This is a genomic window from Nostoc sp. ChiQUE02, assembly GCF_034531305.2.
GTDB lineage: Bacteria > Cyanobacteriota > Cyanobacteriia > Cyanobacteriales > Nostocaceae > Nostoc.
Genome location: NZ_JAVRBN020000077.1, coordinates 1 through 18,638, shown reverse-complemented (window position 1 = coordinate 18,638; position 18,638 = coordinate 1). Strand labels below are relative to the sequence as shown.

At 41.0% G+C, this 18,638-nt stretch carries 18 protein-coding genes and 2 pseudogenes; 12 read left to right on the top strand and 8 right to left on the bottom strand.

Annotation, left to right across the window (positions count from 1 at the left end):
- Positions 1 to 195 precede the first annotated feature (195 nt).
- The 5 genes from RM347_RS33620 to RM347_RS33600 form a co-directional block, all read right to left on the bottom strand.
- The gene (locus RM347_RS33620; protein ID WP_322720753.1) at positions 196 to 723 is read right to left on the bottom strand and encodes a hypothetical protein; all 528 of its coding nucleotides are present in this window, start codon (positions 721 to 723) and stop codon (positions 196 to 198) included.
- A 52-nt stretch (positions 724 to 775) separates the two neighbouring features.
- Complete coding sequence (locus tag RM347_RS33615) at positions 776 to 2,206, bottom strand: Rieske 2Fe-2S domain-containing protein (protein ID WP_322720754.1); 1,431 nt, start codon at positions 2,204 to 2,206, stop codon at positions 776 to 778.
- A gap of 594 nt (positions 2,207 to 2,800) precedes the next feature.
- Positions 2,801 to 3,931 carry a glycoside hydrolase family 15 protein gene (locus RM347_RS33610; RefSeq protein ID WP_322720755.1) on the bottom strand — a complete coding sequence of 377 codons (1,131 nt, stop codon included), beginning with the start codon at positions 3,929 to 3,931 and terminating at the stop codon, positions 2,801 to 2,803.
- Between the two features lie 50 nt (positions 3,932 to 3,981).
- Positions 3,982 to 4,920 (bottom strand): cation diffusion facilitator family transporter, encoded by a 939-nt coding sequence (locus tag RM347_RS33605; RefSeq protein ID WP_322720756.1) that lies wholly within the window; start codon positions 4,918 to 4,920, stop codon positions 3,982 to 3,984.
- A gap of 5 nt (positions 4,921 to 4,925) precedes the next feature.
- Positions 4,926 to 5,738: an SDR family oxidoreductase gene (locus tag RM347_RS33600; RefSeq protein ID WP_322720757.1), complete on the bottom strand. Its 813-nt coding sequence runs from the start codon at positions 5,736 to 5,738 to the stop codon at positions 4,926 to 4,928.
- Positions 5,739 to 6,478: 740 nt separating this feature from the next.
- On the opposite strand from RM347_RS33600, the gene RM347_RS33595 reads away from it, so the two are divergent.
- From RM347_RS33595 to RM347_RS33555, 9 genes and pseudogenes are all read left to right on the top strand, one after another.
- Positions 6,479 to 6,973: a DUF2231 domain-containing protein gene (locus RM347_RS33595; RefSeq protein ID WP_322720758.1), complete on the top strand. Its 495-nt coding sequence runs from the start codon at positions 6,479 to 6,481 to the stop codon at positions 6,971 to 6,973.
- Complete coding sequence (locus RM347_RS33590; protein ID WP_322720759.1) at positions 6,970 to 7,563, top strand: DUF2231 domain-containing protein; 594 nt, start codon at positions 6,970 to 6,972, stop codon at positions 7,561 to 7,563. Before RM347_RS33595 ends, RM347_RS33590 begins: the two co-directional genes overlap by 4 nt.
- Positions 7,564 to 7,587: 24 nt before the next feature.
- Complete coding sequence (locus tag RM347_RS33585; RefSeq protein ID WP_322720760.1) at positions 7,588 to 8,508, top strand: cytochrome c oxidase subunit II; 921 nt, start codon at positions 7,588 to 7,590, stop codon at positions 8,506 to 8,508.
- Positions 8,498 to 10,174, top strand: coding sequence for a cytochrome c oxidase subunit I (locus RM347_RS33580; protein ID WP_322720761.1), 1,677 nt, complete (start codon positions 8,498 to 8,500; stop codon positions 10,172 to 10,174). The genes RM347_RS33585 and RM347_RS33580 overlap by 11 nt, the downstream gene beginning before the upstream one ends.
- A 90-nt stretch (positions 10,175 to 10,264) precedes the next feature.
- Positions 10,265 to 10,930 carry a cytochrome c oxidase subunit 3 gene (locus tag RM347_RS33575; RefSeq protein WP_322720762.1) on the top strand — a complete coding sequence of 222 codons (666 nt, stop codon included), beginning with the start codon at positions 10,265 to 10,267 and terminating at the stop codon, positions 10,928 to 10,930.
- Between the two features lie 38 nt (positions 10,931 to 10,968).
- Positions 10,969 to 11,214: a hypothetical protein gene (locus RM347_RS33570; RefSeq protein WP_322720763.1), complete on the top strand. Its 246-nt coding sequence runs from the start codon at positions 10,969 to 10,971 to the stop codon at positions 11,212 to 11,214.
- Between the two features lie 89 nt (positions 11,215 to 11,303).
- The gene (locus tag RM347_RS33565; protein ID WP_322720764.1) at positions 11,304 to 12,671 is read left to right on the top strand and encodes an NAD(P)/FAD-dependent oxidoreductase; all 1,368 of its coding nucleotides are present in this window, start codon (positions 11,304 to 11,306) and stop codon (positions 12,669 to 12,671) included.
- A gap of 84 nt (positions 12,672 to 12,755) precedes the next feature.
- Positions 12,756 to 13,052: a hypothetical protein gene (locus tag RM347_RS33560; protein WP_322720765.1), complete on the top strand. Its 297-nt coding sequence runs from the start codon at positions 12,756 to 12,758 to the stop codon at positions 13,050 to 13,052.
- Positions 13,028 to 13,330 (top strand): annotated as a pseudogene (locus tag RM347_RS33555) (ISLre2 family transposase); the annotation flags it as partial. The gene RM347_RS33560 and the pseudogene RM347_RS33555, both read left to right, overlap by 25 nt.
- A gap of 267 nt (positions 13,331 to 13,597) precedes the next feature.
- Here RM347_RS33555 and RM347_RS33550 read toward each other — a convergent pair.
- Positions 13,598 to 14,104 (bottom strand): DUF1993 domain-containing protein, encoded by a 507-nt coding sequence (locus RM347_RS33550; RefSeq protein ID WP_322720766.1) that lies wholly within the window; start codon positions 14,102 to 14,104, stop codon positions 13,598 to 13,600.
- Positions 14,105 to 14,647: 543 nt separating this feature from the next.
- Between RM347_RS33550 and RM347_RS33545 the strand changes: the two genes are divergently transcribed.
- Positions 14,648 to 15,934 (top strand): MFS transporter, encoded by a 1,287-nt coding sequence (locus RM347_RS33545; protein WP_322720767.1) that lies wholly within the window; start codon positions 14,648 to 14,650, stop codon positions 15,932 to 15,934.
- Positions 15,935 to 16,141: 207 nt separating this feature from the next.
- Positions 16,142 to 16,843, top strand: coding sequence for a DUF547 domain-containing protein (locus RM347_RS33540; protein ID WP_322720768.1), 702 nt, complete (start codon positions 16,142 to 16,144; stop codon positions 16,841 to 16,843).
- Here RM347_RS33540 and RM347_RS33535 read toward each other — a convergent pair.
- Positions 16,828 to 17,583 carry a TIGR04283 family arsenosugar biosynthesis glycosyltransferase gene (locus tag RM347_RS33535; protein ID WP_322720769.1) on the bottom strand — a complete coding sequence of 252 codons (756 nt, stop codon included), beginning with the start codon at positions 17,581 to 17,583 and terminating at the stop codon, positions 16,828 to 16,830. The genes RM347_RS33540 and RM347_RS33535 overlap by 16 nt on opposite strands.
- A 138-nt stretch (positions 17,584 to 17,721) precedes the next feature.
- On the bottom strand, positions 17,722 to 18,183 hold the full coding sequence (locus RM347_RS33530; RefSeq protein WP_322720770.1) for a rhodanese-like domain-containing protein: 462 nt from the start codon (positions 18,181 to 18,183) through the stop codon (positions 17,722 to 17,724).
- A gap of 40 nt (positions 18,184 to 18,223) precedes the next feature.
- On the opposite strand from RM347_RS33530, the pseudogene RM347_RS33525 reads away from it, so the two are divergent.
- Positions 18,224 to 18,385 (top strand): annotated as a pseudogene (locus tag RM347_RS33525) (IS4 family transposase); the annotation flags it as partial.
- Positions 18,386 to 18,638 lie beyond the last annotated feature (253 nt).

Sequence of the window (18,638 nt, the reverse complement as noted above, 5' to 3'; positions counted from 1 at the left end):
AAAACTTTTTGGGCAAACGTACATCATCTTCTTATCTGCGGTAAGCGTTAGCCATGCCGTCAGGCTTATCGCCTGACTCATGCCATTAATGCTCAATTGGCATTAAAAGCTATAACCCTTATTTCACATAGCTTAGAGCTTTTCTTAGTGCCATTCGTGCCATTCGGCCATTGGCGAAAGATACAATCGCCGGAATTATCGAACGAGCTGGGGAATTAGCTTTGTTGCCTTTCGATTAGCATCAGTTGCATCTAAGCGATCGCTTGCGGCTTTGCCTTCAAACTCATGCCCTGCGGGGTCGAGTCCTACTATTTGAGCAAGAGAACGCCCTGTAGATTCACGGTAGGTTGAACCAGTCAATCCAGCAATGTGCGCTCCCAGACTATGCCCGATCAGGTTGGTGTAAGTCGGATCTACACCATTATTTATTAAGTAGGTAGCCAGCTGATTACCAACATCGCGTGTTCGGGTGGCGGAAGTGGGATACCACAACGAACTAGCTCCTCCCTCCCAATCTAGGAGAATGATATTAGCATTAGACTCACGCTCTCGGATGGTTTGGGCTATGTTTTCCATGCAATCAGCAGCTTTGTAGTTATTACCTGCATTGCCACCAGTGCTTTGATAACCATGAATAACCATATAAGTCGGTGCATCAGAAGTAATATGCCCAGAACGGTTGATAGAACAGTTCCCCCAAACATTAAAGTTGACTTCAACCATCTGAAAAATTCGGTAGTGGAAAGTTTCTATTTCTTGAGGCGAAAATTATGTCTTACCCTGGCAGATTTCTAGGTGGGATTTCCCCTCCTTGATAAAACTGTTGCTCTAACTTGCCCAAACCAAGCCAGATCAAAAGGCCAATTATCATAACTAGGCTTGAAACAACAATAGTGATAATAGAAATCTGATTCGGAATCAACATCAATAAGGGAAGCAACCCCCAAATTAAAGCTACCAACACCGCTACTCCTACTCTCAAGCGCTGCACCTGAGCTAAAGCAGTTCTACAACTGGCGCATTTTTTTGTGTGGGAATGATATCTATCGAGTAATACTTCTTTTGATAGCGGTGGTGGTAGACACTCTACTTCTTTAAATGGTTCAGCCTTGTATTGGTTTACCCAAGAACGTAACCCAGATACGAAAAGGTCTGCCTTGGTTGGTAAATAAAAGGCTTTAGTAAAGTTGGCGCTACCACCAAGTTTTTCGAGGTAGCGTTCTTGATAATGTAAAAAAATCTGATCGTCTTCAAGGACACGATTTTGACCAATATGAGCATACCAGCGCGGAGTCAGTTTCAGAAATAGTCCTGGTAAAATAGAAGAAAACTTGAAGGGAAAGCGGGCAAATAAGCGGCATTCTCCCTTGCGAATCGGAGTTGCGTAGACCACTGTTAGTGTCCTGCCATACTGCTTGGAGGTAAGGTCGTGCCACATCAATCCCGGAGCAATAAACGTAGTATCCTGTCGCCCTAAAGTTCCTTTGCGCGGTCCTTCTGCCCAAGTCCCTTTAAAGCCCCACTTCCCCGATTCTATAATCTCTAAATCTATTGGAGACACGTTAGCCCGATTCCCGACGGTACGGTGATGAGTGTAAGGAATATGGCTAGTGTCAAGAACATTTTCCATTAATGTCAGGGCATCGTAGGGTACATCTCTAAAGGTGTTGAGGCAAATCCAACCATCTGGGTCAAGTTCTAGTGGTTCAACAATAGGAACTTTAGTTTTAGCTGCATTCTCTGCTCGACCAGGATAAACGAACAACATTCCTTGACGAACTGCGGTGGCTAGTGTTGCCACACAAGCCCTTTGAGAAACTTCTGCTTTTGTTTGTTGTGTTTGCTGTGGTATAAGCTCACACTTTCCTGTTCCAGAAAAAGCCCAACCATGATAAGGGCATTCTAGCCATCCCTGATGATTAATTCTGCCTTCGGAAAGCGGCGCTAAACGGTGTGGGCATTGATCTATAAATGCTCGCCATGTCTGTTCATTTTTATCCCACCACAGAACAATATCCTGCTCTAACAAGGTGAAGCGAGTTGGCTGAGATTTGTTTAAGTCTTCAATGTAACAAACAGGATACCAAACTTCTTGCCAATCGAATCTATCTGGATCTAGTCCACCAGCAGAGTCCTTTTGTACTACTTTAGTTTGGGATGCTAGTTGTTGTTGAGAACCCTCTTGAGGTAAAACACTATTGGACATGGTAACAATTGAAAAATATGTGATTTTCTATCCAGAAAAAATGTAGGTATCTTCTAATCTTATTGGTGGAAATCAATTGAGAAATCAGTCTTTAGTATCAAGTGGTCTCAGCTGGAGCATATAATTTTTGACATTAAAAACTTTGGGTATGCCAGAATTAAATGTAACCCTCGAAGAGGGTAGATTCCCTCAAAACAAAAAAACTTTTCGCCTTGGGGACAACTATTCAGCTATTTCTGCAAATATTTGCATTAGTTTATCAGCTAAGATTCAAGCGTTTGCCCTCTCATTGAAGAATCACCTCATCCAGCCACAAGGACAGCCCCAATGCATCTGTGCTGTCTAATCCTAGTCAAATTCAGCACTAACCCTAGACATCTGTTAGTAAACATGGGATGTCAGTCAAGTAATTTTTTTTGCTGCTGTGGTCGCAATATCTTTAAAAAATGAAATGGTTAATGATATTGTAGTACAAAAGAACTATCAAAAGCTTTGTGGTTATTTGGGGCAGTAATATTTATTAACAATGCCCATCTTCGGGGTATATGTACTTTAGGTCTGGTGAGAATGAACTACTCAGGTGTAATGAACGAATTAGCCGATCTGCTGGCTGGTTGCAAGATAAATTAGCGATCGCACTGCTGTATCTGTTTCCCCAACAGCTACTAAACCTGTTACACTACTGACCAGATCCCGCGTCCAGACAAGGTGATATCCTCCTTGGTCTTGGTCGTCTTTAGCTTCACCCCAAGGGATAGCCATAGATGCAATTAAAGCACCAGGATAAGTTTTGTCTTCATGTGCCAACAACAAACTAATGCTGTTGTGATACAACTTCCCATCATCATAAGAAATATTTTCTAATGGTTTGATGCTGTCGCGCGTAGACGCGGAGCGGCTTGTCGTTAGACATCGCTTCCACTGTTCGTTATATTGCTGCTTCTGCTGTTCAAAAGGAATATTGAGTGACTGAAACAGTGTAGAAATTGCATTGTGCAGATTTGTGCCAAATGCCAGGCCTAAAGTAAACTCTTTAGTGCTATCTAAATTTAGTTCCCCAGTCAGAGCAAGGTTGCCATCTACAGCACTATCAAACTCCCAATCCATCTGAAAATTATCAGCTAAATCTGTCCAGCCATCACTTTCACCGACGTAGCCACAAGAAAGACGGGTAAATGGAATTGTTGCACCCAGCGCTAACCATGTTCCTTGTTTCTCGGCTGTGAGAATCCGATGTCCAGCAACTTGTACAGCGTAACCATTATTACCTCTACCTCCAACTTCCAGATGTGGCGCACACAAAGCGTATAGCTGGAGTTGGGAAATAAAATCGCTATTTCCTGTTAACTTTGTATGTTGTAAAATACAAGATAAATGCGGGTCAGCAATCACTTCTTTGATTACAGCATAACGCCCTTGTGGATCGGAATTAGTGATGCGATATCCTAAACCATGAGTCCACATCGGTTCAACTTTTGATTCGAGATGGCGTTTCTCTTCGTGAAAAAAGCTTTTTCCATCAGAAATTAGATACTGTAAATCCCGAATTTGGGGTCGGTCTACTGTCGGATGGTAGACTTCAGTTACAACACCATTCCAAATAGTAAACCAAATGTTACTAGAGGTAGAGTAAGCTGTTCCCACTCCATCTTTATTAGCATGAGTCCATCGAGGATCGATACCCGGTGAGCCAAAAGCCTGTCCTTGACTAAGAATTTTTACCATAATTTTTTGTCCAGTTCAGTGCTGTAGTTGATATTTATTTGATTAAAAAATTATTGAGAACTTTGATAAGACTTGCGAGCAGCAGTTAAAGATTTAGCTTCAATAAAAATTTGTTTGATTTCAGGATGCTTTTGGCTAATTTTTGCTTCTAAATTTTCTACAGTTAAAGCTATTTGCTCACCTGTAAGATTGTTAGAAAATTGAATTTCTAAGTTGAGTAATACTTCTTTTGGAGCAAGTTGCATTGTTAGCACCCGGATAACTTCTTTCACTCCTGGTTCTGTTTTAGACAAAGACCGGATATTGGCTATAGTTTGAGGATCAGCACTTTCACCAACTAATAATCCTTTGCTTTCTCTCGCTAGCACCACTGCTACAACAGCTAAGATAATGCCAATAATAATCGAAGCGACCCCGTCAAAATAAACATTATTAAATAAATGTCCTAAGAAGATTCCGATTAAGGCCACTAATAAGCCTAAAATTGCGGCAGTATCCTCAAATAATACTGTAAATACTGTGGGGTCTTTACTGTTTTTGATTGCTTGCCAGAAATTTTGTTTACCCTTAGTTGGCAAAAACTCTTTTAAAGCTACAGTCCAAGAATAACCCTCCAATAATATTGCAATACCTAACACAATATAATTCCACGTTGGGTCTTCTAAAGGACTAGGATTAATTAAATGAGTAATTCCCTCATAAATTGACATCCCGCCGCCAAGGGCAAAGATGAGGATAGCAACGATAAAAGTCCAGAAATAAAGTTCTAGACCGTAACCAAAGGGATGGCGATCGTTTGCTGGTTTTTGGCTTCTCCGAATTCCCAGCAAAAGTACTAGTTGATCGCCAGTATCTACAACTGAATGAATCCCTTCAGATATCATAGCGGAACTGCCAGTAATAGAGGCGGCGATAAATTTAGTAATAGCGATCGCTAAATTAGCGCCCATCGCCGCATATATAGTTTTATTAGATGAATCAGTTGCCATAAATTTTAACCATTCTCCGTAAACCCTGGATACAAAGTCATGCCGCCATCTACAAACAGTGTTGTACCGTTGACATAATCAGAGTCATCAGAAGCCAACCAAACTGCTGCTTTGGCGATATCTTCTACATCTCCCACACGTTTCGCTGGAATTAGTTTTAGTAAATTTGCCTCTGCTTGTGGAGTATCCCAAGCTGATTTGTTAATTGGGGTTTTGATTGCACCAGGAGCAATACTATTAACCCGAATTTTGTGGGGGGCAAGTTCTTGGGCAATACTTTGCATCATCATATTTATACCGCCTTTACTAGCAGCATAATTAACATGACCCGCCCAAGGAATCACTTCATGTACTGAACTCATGCAAATAATTTTACCTGCGGCGGATGAAATCTGCGGTTGCACACCTCTGCGTAAGAATTCCTTTGCGGCTTCCCGCGCACATAAGAATTGTCCCGTCAAATTTATCCCAATCACTGCATTCCATTGATCCAGGGTCATATCAATAAATGCTGAGTCTTTTTGAATGCCTGCATTACTGACTAAAATATCAATAGTGCCAAATTGTTTAAGGGTTTGGCTGAACATTGCTTTTACTTGGTCTTCTTTACTGACATCAGCTTGTATGGCAAAAGCTTCACCATTAGCAGCTTTGATATCATCAACAATTTTTTGGGCTTCTTGGGTTTCAGAATGATAGTTAATAACTACTGCTGCACCTGATGCAGCCAAATAGCGAGCGATCGCTTCACCAATTCCAGAACTAGCACCTGTCACAAGTGCTTTTTGACCTTTAAGCAGATAAGGGGAATAACTCATAATACTTTTTCAGAATTTTTGCTATGTATTTTCGTTTGCAAAGTTTGCAGATAGCTGATATTGAAAACTTATGATTGAATCCAAATTGAAGTAAGCTGTCCTACGTTGAAATTTTTATACCAATTACACATTTTGCTTATATGGTTAATTTTTAACAGCTATTTTGGTGATTCTGGCATTACTTTAGGGGTTTGCAAGAATGAACGCTTCTAGCCATTGGAATAATAAATATCTATACCGAAAGAACTATAAAAATTTCATCACAATTTCATTATTGAATGAAATCTTTAAAGAATGAAGTCAGTTGCATGTCTTTCTTAAGCAGGAGATAGATTTTATAATAATTAATTGCAATTTTTTGATATGGATTTATTTATACAAGAGTTTGATTAATGATAAGTAACCATTTACTAAAGTTATTTATTAATCTTGTAGAGATGCATATTTTCAGGTGTGTATGATTATTGATGATAAAATTTAATGAATTTCTTTTACTATCTGCCTTTCTTAATAAAATTGGAAATTGAAGAGATGTAGCTAACAGGAAATCATAATTTATTTTTGGAGAAGTCATCCCTAAGATAGTAGCTTTTTGCTCTATCTTTTAGATATTGATTGTTAAGAATTCTAAATCTTGTCAGCATCTGCAAAATTAAAAATCTTCAAACTAGTCAATACTGAATTCTATTTTTACAAAATACCTAAGTAATCACAGCGCCTGATACCCCAAGGAAAAAGCGATGTCTGCCTTACCTCTCAATAGCCAGAATTTACCGTACCCCGATCCTTTGCACCCAATTATCGTTCACTTTGTGATTGCAATGGTGGTTTTTTCTTTTTTCTGTGACGTGGTGGGGTACTTTACCCGCAATGTGCGTTTATTTGAGGTGAGTTTCTGGAATATGTTTGTTGCTGCGATCGCAATTTTCATCGCAATTATCTTTGGCCAGTTTGAAGCCGGACTAGCCCAAGCCCAGAAAGCAGCCCAGTCAACGCTGAATTATCATACCGTCTTGGGTTGGTCACTGGGGGCGATTGTTGCCGCGATCGCAGCTTGGCGTTTTGTGATTCGCAACCGCAGCCCCCGAAAAGTACCGCCTGCTTACCTTGGGGCTGCAACATTGTTAGTCTGCCTAGTGTTTTTACAAGTGTATTTGGGGAGTAAACTGTTTTGGGTGTATGGGTTGCACGTTGAACCTGTAGTTCAAGCCATGAAACAGGGAGTTTCACCATGAACCCGCAACTGATTGAACAGTTGAGATTACGGCTGGGTGCTAATGGATTACCTTATGAGATTCCTATACATCCGCAGTTGGTGCATCTAACGCTGGGCTTATTTATCATTGCCATTCTTTTTGATATAGCAGGGGTGCTGTTTTCTTTAGAAAAACCTATTTTCAAATTTTTGGGATTGGCTGCCATCCGTTCTAGCTTTTTTGATGTCGGCTGGTACAACCTGATAGCAGCAGCAACTATTACATTTTTCACGGTTGCGGCTGGTTTTTTTGAGCTACTTTTGGCAAATCCACCAGTCGATCAAAAGAGTGCTTGGGGATTGAGTGCTGGTTGGACAATGCTTTTACATGGTTTGGGTGGCGTTTTGCTGTTGGGGATCATTGTCGCCATGACTGTATGGAGAGGTTTGCAACGCTACTACTGGCGTAAGGATGCTTCCAGACAGGTGCAGTGGAGTTACTTGTTAGCAGGGATTGCAATACTAGGCATATTATATGTTCACGGAACATTGGGGGCGCATTTGGGAGAAGAATTTGGGATTCATGTTACTGCTGCTAATAGCATTTCTAAAAATGTTTACGCCAAATAATTAAACGAGAATTTATTGAATTTTATGTTTAGTGTTTTTGAATATGTATTAATGGCGGTTTATGTAGCAGTGTTGCTCGTCGTCAGTCGGTGGATTGGGCAACAGGCGTTTTCTTGGATGCCTCCGCAAGCTACAGCAGAAGCACAACGGGTAGATGATTTATTTAGCTTCTTAGTCTCAATTGGAGCATTTATCTTACTTGGGCTAGTTGGCGTTATGGTGTATGCGATCGCATTCCATCGCGCCCCCCCAGAAGACTACACCGAGGGGCACCCCTCTAGAGGTGATGCGAGGCTAGAAATATTGTGGACAGCAACCCCAACTTTGTTAGTAGTGTGGATTGCTTTTCAAAGCTTCAATATTTATCAGCAGTTAAATATTTTAGGTTTAAAGCAAATCGTGCATTTGCACACACCCCTAGAATCTGCACCCGCTTATGCCGAAACCGTCAGCGATGCCCCCAAGCCTGCATCTGAAACTATTGATGTTTTCGTTAAGCAGTGGGATTGGTCTTTTCGTTATCCAAATAACGTTACTAGCAATCAACTGCATCTGCCGATCAATCGTAGCACTCGCTTAAATCTGCAAGCGCAGGATGTAATTCACGGTTTCTATGTCCCTGAGTTTCGCTTAAAGCAGGATATTATTCCAGGGCGCGACATTGATATTGTGCTAACACCGATTCGCCCAGGCAAATATCGGCTGAAAGATTCTCAATTTAGCGGTACTTACTTTGCCTTAATGGAAACGGATGTATACGTTGAATCCCTCGACCGATATAACCAGTGGCTCACGCAAACTGCTAATAGCGAACCAACTCCAGTAAATCAGGCAGTTGCCGAAAATATCCAACCACCAAAAACATTATTTAATAGCGGCTGGTACACCGTCACACCTGCTCAACCTGGTATTGCTAATAGAAGGAAGCAAAATAATGACACGTGATTTTAGTGAAGAGATTACCGGGGATCAAAAATCGAAAAATTATCAGAACCAGCAGGGTAATACTTGGTGGCAATACTTCAGTTTCAACACCGATCATAAGGTGATTGGAATTCAGTACATGGTGATGACCTTCATTTTCTTCCTGATTGGTGGGCTGTTGGCGATGTTGATCCGGGCTGAATTGCTCACCCCAGAATCGAATTTGGTTGATCGCCCTCTTTATAATGGTTTGTTCACCATGCACGGAACAATCATGATTTTCCTGTGGATTATTCCCTTCAATGCAGGCCTTTCTAACTATTTAGTACCGCTAATGATTGGAGCGCGGGATATGGCTTTTCCCCTGCTCAACGCCATCTCTTTTTGGATTCTGCCACCCGCAGGTCTTTTACTACTATCTAGCTTCTTCCTGCCAAACGGGACTGCACAATCTGGCTGGTGGTCTTATCCGCCAATTAGTCTGCAAATTCCAGGTGGTGAACTGATTAACGGTGAATTTATTTGGATAGTTAGCTTAGTTTTAATAGGCATCTCTTCCATCATGGGGGCTGTCAACTTTATGACAACCATCTTTTGGATGCGCGCCCCAGGGATGACATTTTTTCGGATGCCTGTGTTTGTTTGGTCGGTTCTCAGTGCCCAGTTATTGCAACTGATTAATTTGCCTGCCTTGACGGGTGCATTGATCCTGCTGTTGCTTGACCTATCCGTTGGCACACAATTTTTTAAACCGGATGGGAATGGCGATCCGATCATTTATCAACATCTATTTTGGTTTTACTCTCACCCAGCAGTTTATATCATGGCACTACCAGCCTTCGGTATTTTTGCTGAGGTTTTGCCTGCATTTTCTCGCAATCCCCTATTTGGTTATCGGTCAGTTGCGATCGCCACCTTGGGTATTGCTTTAATCAGCATCTTCGTTTGGGTACATCACATGTTCACCAGTGCCACGCCTGATTGGATGCGGATGACCTTCATGGCTACTTCAATGTTAGTTGCCATACCCACTGGTATTAAAGCCTTCGCTTGGACTGCCACCATCTGGAGAAGCAAGCTACATCTAGAGACACCAATGCTGTTTGCGATGGGAGGTGCAGCCATGTTTATTTTTGGTGGTATTACCGGTGTAATGCTTGCTGCTACGCCGTTTGATATCCACGTTAATAATACTTACTTTGTTGTGGGACACTTCCACTACATCGTTTTTAACACGATCACAATGGCAATCTTCGCGGCAATTTACTACTGGTTTCCCAAGATCGCTGGAAGAATGTATGCCGAGGGTTGGGGCAAGTTGCATTTTTGGCTAACCTTTATTCCTGCCAATATTACCTTCTTCTCCATGCACCCATTAGGTTTACAAGGGATGCTACGCCGAGTTTCTTCCTACGATCCACAGTATCAAGGATGGAACGTCATCGCTAGCCTGGCTTCATTTTTACTAGGAGCATCCACACTGCCTTTTATTGCTAACATAGTAGGCTCTTGGCTTTACGGGCCGCGGGCAGTTGACAATCCTTGGCACGCTACTGGATTAGAATGGACAACCTCTTCACCACCTCCGCGAGATAACTTTGAAGAGATTCCAATTGTCACAAGGCCTCCTTATGACTACGGCAATCCAAAGTACTCAGTAATCGAAAATTATAATAACAATGAGTGACTCAATTTTGGATTTTGGATTAACCCCATGCACACCATTAATTTTGTAAAGAGTTAGACAAATTTTAATTACGAATTACGATTACGAATTATGCAACGTCGCATTATTCATATAGATGAAAGTCCTATCCGTTTTGATTTGTGGCGGCGACGCTTGCCAAATTGGTTACAGCGCTTCCTACCAAGTGGTGGCGGTAGTCATGAAGATCATCATGGTAAAGGAATGTTCGGATTTACCGTGTTCCTGCTGTCAGAAAGCATCATTTTTTTGAGTTTTATCTTTACCTATGTTGCTCTACGACTGACTACTAAAAATTGGCTACCACCCGGTATTTCGGGGCCGGAATTGTCTACAATTGTGGTTATTAATACGGTAGTATTACTTTCTAGTAGCTTTGTCATTCAACCAGCAGAAAATGCACTCAAACGTAATCAACTCAAGAAATTTCGTTGGCTATGGTTAATAACGATCGCAATGGGAAGTTACTTCTTAGTTGGTCTGCTAATTGAGTGGGAAAATCTCGATTTCAAGATTACTACAGGGTTAGTTGGTTCGACATTTTACTTACTAACAGGCTTCCACGGTCTACACGTCCTGGCTGGTGTTATGCTTCAGATAATTATGCTGATTCGTTCATTCATCCCAGGCAACTATAATAAAACTCACTTCGGGACAAGTGCGACTACTCTATTTTGGCACTTTGTTGATGTAGTTTGGGTCTTTCTTTTCTCGCTTCTCTACCTTTGGCGAGCATAAAAACATTCAGCAATCCAAATATTTTCAGGAGTAATGTGATGAATCTATTCTTACAAGAAATACCAGCCTCAGAACTCGCCCCAAAAGCAGTTCAAGAAACTCCAGCACCAGGTAAAGATCCACTAATTGCACGCGGGTTACAAAAAGAGCAATATGCTGGCATTATTGGGCTAGCGATCGCTCTAATTGCTGCTGTCGGATTTTTTAGTCGGAGAGTTGAATATGCTATTGCATTCGCTCTTATTCTCAGTGTAATTTTAATTGCTTTGTTTTTATTCGTATAGCAAATCAGTGATTAGTCTTTTGTAAATCAATATACTTCTGGCAAAAATCCTGACTATACACTCTTTATCAAGAGTTTGGAGAGTATTTTATGAACAGTCCAGTTTATCAAACTGTGATTATCGGCGGTGGTTTTACCGGGTTATTTACAGCCTTACATTTAGCTCACGAACACTATCCTCGTTCTGTGATCTTGATTGATAAAGATGAGCGATTTTGCTTTAAGCCATTATTATATGAATATTTCGATGGCGAGATGGATACCTTTCAAGTAGTACCACGTTTTTCGGAACTACTTAAAGGTAGTGGTGTCATCTTTGTGCAAGATACAGTGCAATCAATAGACTTGCACCAACGGGAAGTTAAATTAGCTTCGGGAAACTCTTACAATTACAGCAACTTAGTATTAGCTTTGGGCAGTGTTACTGGCTATCATCAAGTTGAAGGTGCTAGAGAAAATGCCTTTCCTTTCTGGACGCAAGCAGATGCGATCGCTCTTGACCGTCATTTACGTGACTGTTTGCAAAAAGCCGTCCAAACTAAAGATTCAGAACAACGCCGAAAACTATTAACAGTAGTCGTAGTTGGTGGTGGTGCTTCTGGTGTAGAAATGGCAGCTACCATAGCAGATTTTCTACCACATTGGTATAGCGCTTTAGGAGGAAATTCGAGTGAAATTCGCGTGGTATTGCTCAATCATGGTCAAAAAATCCTTGATGGTGATATTAACGATCCCCTACGCCCAATTGCTGAGAAAGAATTACAAAAACGCACTATACCAATTGAAATCCTTACGGGAGCAGAAGCCACTGCTATTCACCCTAACACAATTGAATATAAGAGCAATAATCAAGTTAACACACTGCCAACATACACCACAATTTGGACTGCTGGTACTTCTACTCATCCACTAATTCAAGACTTACCAATTCCCAAAGAGCATCGGGATCATCATAACCGTCCCCTAGTCACTCCCACCATGCAATTGCTCGACTTTCCAGAAGTTTTTGCCGGTGGTGATTGTGCAACAGTTCAAGATAGTTCACTACCACCTACAGCCCAAGTTGCTTATCAACAAGGAGCTAATATTGCTAGTAATTTGAAAGCGATCGCTCTAGGAGAAGACCTTAAGCCAGCAAAGGTAAATATACGCGGAACTCTCTTAAAATTGGGGTTAAAGGATGCTGCCGCTAACCTTTTCAATGTTTTTGAAGTTGCAGGAGAATCTGGGCATTTAATTCGCCAAGGTACTTATTTAACACTATTGCCAACACCAATTCATGACTTTAAAGCAACAACTGAATGGGTGGATGAAGAGATTTTTCATCACCACCTTGACTCTCACGATGTAGGTAAAAAAGTCGTTCAAGCAGTGGAATTAGTTGGTGCAGGAGTTGTAGGCGTTTTAGTTGCCAGAAAATTATTAAAAATGTTGGGAGATGAGGAGAAAAGTAAATAAGGAGTGGGGAGTGGAAAAAAGATTTTACCCTTGATCTAATCTCCTTTAACAGAACGTTAATTGTAAGTACAGAGGCTGTTGAATATGTTTAGTCAAACCGATGTACAAGTACAAAGGATTAGAGCTATTAGCTTAACAGTGACAAACTGCGTAGGCGTAGCCCGTCGTAGACATCGCTCTTTAAATTTCTATACACAAGCACTCTTGTTTGAACTAGTTTCTGACATCACTGTTGAAGGAAAGGATTACAGCGATCTGGAAGATATAACTGAGGCAAAAATTCGGATCGTTACATTGCGGCTTGGAGATGAATTCATCAAGTTGATGGAGTATCTCAACGTTAAGGGTAAACCCATTCCCAGCGATTCACCCCCTTTCTAAAATGATTAGGAATAGAAGAAGGATTAACACCCCATGTTTGGGCAATAATTACAAAATATGGTGTAATTGCTGGTTCATTTGAAGCGGCACGCACAATCTTAACAGATTGGTGGATAAACATTAGCCTAAAATGAATAGAACGGATCACATATTATTTTGGGAAAATTGGAATAAATTTGCGTCAATCTAAATTATCAAGTTTAGAGATTGGCAGTTTACCTACAGGTAATGTTTTGAAAGACGAGCGCGTTGTCATTGCCGTAGACGGTGGGAGAACCCCAACTGCCACTTATCAACTATTAGATTTTTACCATACCCTTCAAATACCCTCTAAGCTCGACTTTTCTCTTTATCCGACAAAAACCCTGGCTTTTGGCAAATACTTTTTTCACATCACAATTCAGAGGTTTCAGCGATAGTGTAGACGCTTTTTAGCAGCTTGACGCAGGCATCGCGTTACGAAAAAAATGGATAAAGTCCAGCTTAGAGAGTAGAGAATTTCATGCAATACCTTAGAGTAATGATGACGTTAGATATTGCTTCTATTAAGGCTGACCAAGAAAGTCTCCTTTACCAAGTTCTACACCGCAGTGCCTGAGAATGTCATATGCTGTTGTGACATGGAAATAAAGGTTTGGTAAAACAAAATATAGGAGAAATGACATTCCTTGAAAAGATAGAGTGTTGTCACGCATCTGTAAGGCAATTGTTCTCTCCTCTGAACCGTCAATTTGCTCAGGTTTAAATGTATTTAAATAAGAGATAGTTTTTTGAATGCGGTCAATAAGTTGAGGGAATGTAGTTTCATTGTCCTCAAACTTGGGTGCTTCTATCCCTGCTAGTCTTGCAGCACCTCTGTTTGCTATGTCAGAGGCAATTTGTACTTGTTTTGATAATGGAAACATATCTGGAGATAGACGACTATTGATCAACACAGAAGGGTCTATTTTTTTAGTTTCTGCATAAGTAGCACCTTTTTCAAGAATATTTACAAGGTTATTGAGTGTGTGAATAGACACGGGTATTAAAGCTTTGTACATTGAAATGGTCATTGATATTTCTCCACAAAAAGTTCAAACGACTTGGAGCCGCCCCATCTAATCTTAGGGGTATTGTATAATCTGGTGTCAAAAGCTTTGTGTATATATCTCTTTATTAGAGCTGACTGGCAGTTTCTTAACTTCGATATCAGAGAGTTCATCAGCCGCTGCGATGTCTAGGTTGAGCTACAGCTACAATTCATACTCATCTGGGTATAATTAAATACCTAAATCTGTAACCGACTCCCAACATCCTCTATATCAATAACAGTGTACCCATCGGCTACCAACGCACAATCGTAGTTTAAGTAAATGGGCTTTGTTGTTGAAGCCTGAATTGCCAAAAAGATTGCAGACGTAGAAATTGGGAAATTTTACAAAAATATTTTCCAACAGTGATTTCAATACAGCATTTGGGAACAATTTATGGAACTCAGATTTTTGTTGGTACTTACTACTTACTAAGTGCCTAAAAAAGAAGATAAACCTGTTGAAAATACAGCCTGAGTTTCCCCAATAGAGGGATAAATCACCAAAGTTCCAATATCTCTAAAAATGCTTAATTCTGAAATTCAAAAAAACCTTCGCTACAACTTTACTGTCAATATTATTGAAAGTGGATTTTTTGGTTTGGGGAGTGGTTTTGCTTCATTTATCACGATCATTCCTCTATTTGTTAGCACTCTTACCAGTTCTGCATTGCTTATCGGTCTGATTCCAGCTATTCCACGCTTAGGCTGGCAACTACCTCAGCTATTAACAGCTGATAAAGTAGCTCGTCTAAAGTATTACAAACCAACTGTAATGTTGTTGACAATTCATCACAAGCTTCCTTTTTTAGGATTAGCACTGGTGGCTTTGTTACAGCTACGACTCAATAGCCAAACTATCTTACAGTTGACATTTGCCATACTCATTTGGCATGGACTAGGCGGCGGATTTTGTGCCACTGCTTGGCAAAGCATGGTTGCTAAAATTATTCCCTCCAGAAAGCTTGGCATTTTTTACGGTGCCCTAGCAGCAGCTAATAATCTGATGAGTATTTTTGGTGCTGTAATAGCTGGTTTACTGCTTAAAGAATTTGCCCAACCATTTAACTTTGCTCTGTGTTTTTTATGTGCCAGTTTTGCAATGGCTCTATCTTGGTTTTTTATGTCTAGGACGCGGGAGCCAGTAAGCGCTCCATCATCTGCCATTGAAACTAGACGTGAATTTTGGGACAGTCTAAGTCTGATTCTTCGGTGCGATGAGAATTTCCGTTGGTTTGTGAGCGCACGTATGCTTTCACAGTTGGCACTGATGCCACTTCCGTTCTATACACTCTATGCCGTACATCAATATGGGATGGGAGAAGCATTTGTTGGGTTAATTACTAGTGTACTGATGGCCACGCAAACGATCGCTGGATTAGTTTTAGGTTGGGTAGGCGATCGCTGGGGTCACAAGTTGGCCTTGCAAATTGGTTGTATCGCCTGTGCGTTCAGTTCGGTTTTAGCTTGTCTGGCACCCAATGCAAACTGGTTTTACTTGGTGTTTATCGGAGCGGGAATAGGTATGATGGCTCTGCAAAATATTGCTGCGGTAATGACCTTAGAGTTTGGTAACCAGCAACAACGACCAGCCTATATTGGTCTTGGTAATACCCTTGTTGCCCCTGCCACCATCCTTGCTCCCATACTGGGTGGATGGATAGCAGAGAATATTGACTATAAAACTACCTTCTTGGTGGCAGCGATCGGTGGATTAGTTACAGCACTTCTTTTGCATGTAGGAGTAAGCGATCCACGCTATCTTGAACACAATTTTAGTAACCATTCAGTTGAAGTTTTGCCTGAGCAGTAAGTATCTAATTGAATGGTACGCTTGTAAAAGCGGAATCCATGTTTGGGCTATTTGTTGGCGTATGGGGGTGTAGGGGACTTCCAAATATAAAAAATATTCCATCGCTTTTAGGGCAAAGGAGCAGGGAGAGGGGGAGGAAAAGTCGTTTTGATTCCAAAAATTGGATAATTTATTTTTGGAGTTCCCTAATATATCAACACAGCGATAATGATTGATTTTGAACCTTGGGACAGGTTGTTGCGTCAGTATGTCGATCAACATGGTCGTGTAGACTATTTTGCTTGGAAAACGGAGCAACCTCAAGCGATCGCAGATTGGTTATCGAGTCAAAAAAATCTGGCTTTTAAATCTAATTGCAATACTTTTGAGCAATTGGCATTGTGGATCAACCTTTACAATGCGTTCACGATTTCGGCAATTTTGGAGAGATACCCGCTTGAGTCAATTCGTCCGCGAATTTTAGGAATTCCCAACTGGCTAGCTTTTTTGTGGTTCTTCCAACGTCGCTATTATTATATCTTTGGAAAAAATTACAGTTTAGCTGAAATTGAGAACTCTATTCTGCGGGATAAATTGCAGGAGCCACGAATTCATTTTGCGATTGTCTGCGCTTCGGTTGGTTGCCCATTACTGCGTGCTGGAGCTTATTTTCCTCAACAAGTTATTCAGCAGTTAGATGAAGACGCTCGTCGCTTCATTAATAATCCTGATAAAGTCCGTTATGATTCAGATACTAAAACACTCTACTGTAGCAAAATTTTTAAATGGTATCGTCAAGACTTTCTCAAGGTTACATCCTCCATTCCAGAATATATCGGCTCCTACCTAGAAACAGACCTGCCAATGAATGCCTCAACGCCGATTTCCTATCTTTACTATGACTGGAACCTGAATCAGCGGATATCTTGATAAAACTGCTTGAGATAATTTGCATCAACGCCAATCCCCCACAAAAGCCCAATATAAAGGTAAATTGCGGTTGCTTTGAAACTACCCCATTTGACTACGCGGCGATCTGAAGAGTGAACAATACGATTCACCAGATAAATACGCCCTTTTTTAACCAATTTCAGACATAAATCTCCATCCTCCATAATCGGCAATGCCTCATCAAATCCGTTGCAATCCCAAAAGTCAGCCCGACGGCAGAACATTACCTGATCTCCAAACAACAGACGCAATCCTCGAAAAAACAGGTGAGGCTTAAATAGCAGTGGTGCGTAGTAGGTTTTTAGATAATTATGTAGAGAGATACCCCAGCGAGTCGTTTGAGATCCATTCATCAGAGAAATAAACCCCCCACAGGCAATGGTTGGCTCTGCTAAGGTTCGCTCTATTACAGTGATTAGGTCATCTGGCACCCAAGTGTCTGCATGAAGAAAGCAAAGAATATCTCCAGTTGCAGCCGATGCACCGTAATTCATCTGAATAGAACGCCCACGCCGCTCAGATGAAATAACTTGTACAGATAGCGATTGATTGAACGATCCAAAGTCTTGCTTTGCAACTGTCACTGTCTCATCTTCACTGGCTCCATCTACCACTATTACTTCAAAAGCAGGCGGATTAAGTAAAGTCAGTTGGCGCAATGTCCGCCCTAAGCTAACTGCTTCGTTTAAAGTAGGAATGATAATTGAAACTTGAGACATGCAGCTTAAGTAGTTTTATCGTTACTTTTATTTTACTTGCTTGATGTTATGAGGCTTTATTCCTAAGAAAAATTGAGCTATCTGAGCCATTTTTTTATCAGGAATTTGATGCTTGGACAAACGCAATTTACTTGAAATTTACCACTCCTGAGGATGGTAAGTAGCTTTTAGTAGTTTTCCCCATATTGCATTATAAGGATGTACAAACTGTGTTGGATGCTCGTCTTTAAAGATAAGCCTCCCTTCATTTGCCCACTGAAAAATCCCACCGCTCAAGTTATAAATGCACTTCACCCCAGCTTTATCAAGCTGCTGGGCTAATTTGGCACTACGGTAGCCAACGGCACAGTACACGACAATTGGTCTATCTCTTGAAACTGTTGAAAGCACTGCTAAGTCAGGTGTGAGAGCGTCTATATGCACTGCTGTTTCGATATGGCTCACCTCATACTCTGTCTGACTTCGTGCATCTAGCACTAATGGCCTCGGCTTTGCAGAATCTAATAGTAATTGAGCTAATTCGTTACAATTATTTTCCTCAACAGTACGAAACTGAAATCTAATCAGAAGTTTAAGAAAGTTAAACGTCAATGATTGCACTTGTGAAAAGACTCTCTCCTTTTTAGAGATAGTTATAAGTTTGATTGATCTTAAGGCTTATTATCGTGGTTTTCGATATGTTCGTGAAATGTTGAAAATGCTTCCTGAAATGCCTGAGCCTATAATATTCGCCCAGATTTTTGCCAAGCTTACTTCTCTAGGACGTATTCATACGGTTTCTACAGGCGTTGAACCCTCGTAAATTGGCAGAGGTATTGTTTAACTGAAAATTTTGCATAGATAAAAATGATACTGATAATTATTCTGATAAGGAGAATTGCTGTGAGCATTCAATATTCAATATTTAGATGCGTTCGCGCTGTTCTGCTTTTTGGGAGACGCTACGCGAACGCTGCGCTAACAGCAGTTACGCTCGTTCGCTCTTAGCGTCTCCCCTTGGGAGAAGGCTCGCTAGCGTTGTGCTAACACCATTTCTGCTTCTGAAAACGCAACTG

What these genes read in the sequence shown, in the direction of transcription:
- RM347_RS33620 (WP_322720753.1), bottom strand. Translation starts at nt 723, where the DNA reads ATGGTTGAAGTCAACTTTAATGTTTGGGGGAACTGTTCTATCAACCGT.
- RM347_RS33615 (WP_322720754.1), bottom strand. Translation starts at nt 2,206, where the DNA reads ATGTCCAATAGTGTTTTACCTCAAGAGGGTTCTCAACAACAACTAGCA.
- RM347_RS33610 (WP_322720755.1), bottom strand. Translation starts at nt 3,931, where the DNA reads ATGGTAAAAATTCTTAGTCAAGGACAGGCTTTTGGCTCACCGGGTATC.
- RM347_RS33605 (WP_322720756.1), bottom strand. Translation starts at nt 4,920, where the DNA reads ATGGCAACTGATTCATCTAATAAAACTATATATGCGGCGATGGGCGCT.
- RM347_RS33600 (WP_322720757.1), bottom strand. Translation starts at nt 5,738, where the DNA reads ATGAGTTATTCCCCTTATCTGCTTAAAGGTCAAAAAGCACTTGTGACA.
- RM347_RS33595 (WP_322720758.1), top strand. Translation starts at nt 6,479, where the DNA reads ATGTCTGCCTTACCTCTCAATAGCCAGAATTTACCGTACCCCGATCCT.
- RM347_RS33590 (WP_322720759.1), top strand. Translation starts at nt 6,970, where the DNA reads ATGAACCCGCAACTGATTGAACAGTTGAGATTACGGCTGGGTGCTAAT.
- RM347_RS33585 (WP_322720760.1), top strand. Translation starts at nt 7,588, where the DNA reads ATGTTTAGTGTTTTTGAATATGTATTAATGGCGGTTTATGTAGCAGTG.
- RM347_RS33580 (WP_322720761.1), top strand. Translation starts at nt 8,498, where the DNA reads ATGACACGTGATTTTAGTGAAGAGATTACCGGGGATCAAAAATCGAAA.
- RM347_RS33575 (WP_322720762.1), top strand. Translation starts at nt 10,265, where the DNA reads ATGCAACGTCGCATTATTCATATAGATGAAAGTCCTATCCGTTTTGAT.
- RM347_RS33570 (WP_322720763.1), top strand. Translation starts at nt 10,969, where the DNA reads ATGAATCTATTCTTACAAGAAATACCAGCCTCAGAACTCGCCCCAAAA.
- RM347_RS33565 (WP_322720764.1), top strand. Translation starts at nt 11,304, where the DNA reads ATGAACAGTCCAGTTTATCAAACTGTGATTATCGGCGGTGGTTTTACC.
- RM347_RS33560 (WP_322720765.1), top strand. Translation starts at nt 12,756, where the DNA reads ATGTTTAGTCAAACCGATGTACAAGTACAAAGGATTAGAGCTATTAGC.
- RM347_RS33550 (WP_322720766.1), bottom strand. Translation starts at nt 14,104, where the DNA reads ATGACCATTTCAATGTACAAAGCTTTAATACCCGTGTCTATTCACACA.
- RM347_RS33545 (WP_322720767.1), top strand. Translation starts at nt 14,648, where the DNA reads ATGCTTAATTCTGAAATTCAAAAAAACCTTCGCTACAACTTTACTGTC.
- RM347_RS33540 (WP_322720768.1), top strand. Translation starts at nt 16,142, where the DNA reads ATGATTGATTTTGAACCTTGGGACAGGTTGTTGCGTCAGTATGTCGAT.
- RM347_RS33535 (WP_322720769.1), bottom strand. Translation starts at nt 17,583, where the DNA reads ATGTCTCAAGTTTCAATTATCATTCCTACTTTAAACGAAGCAGTTAGC.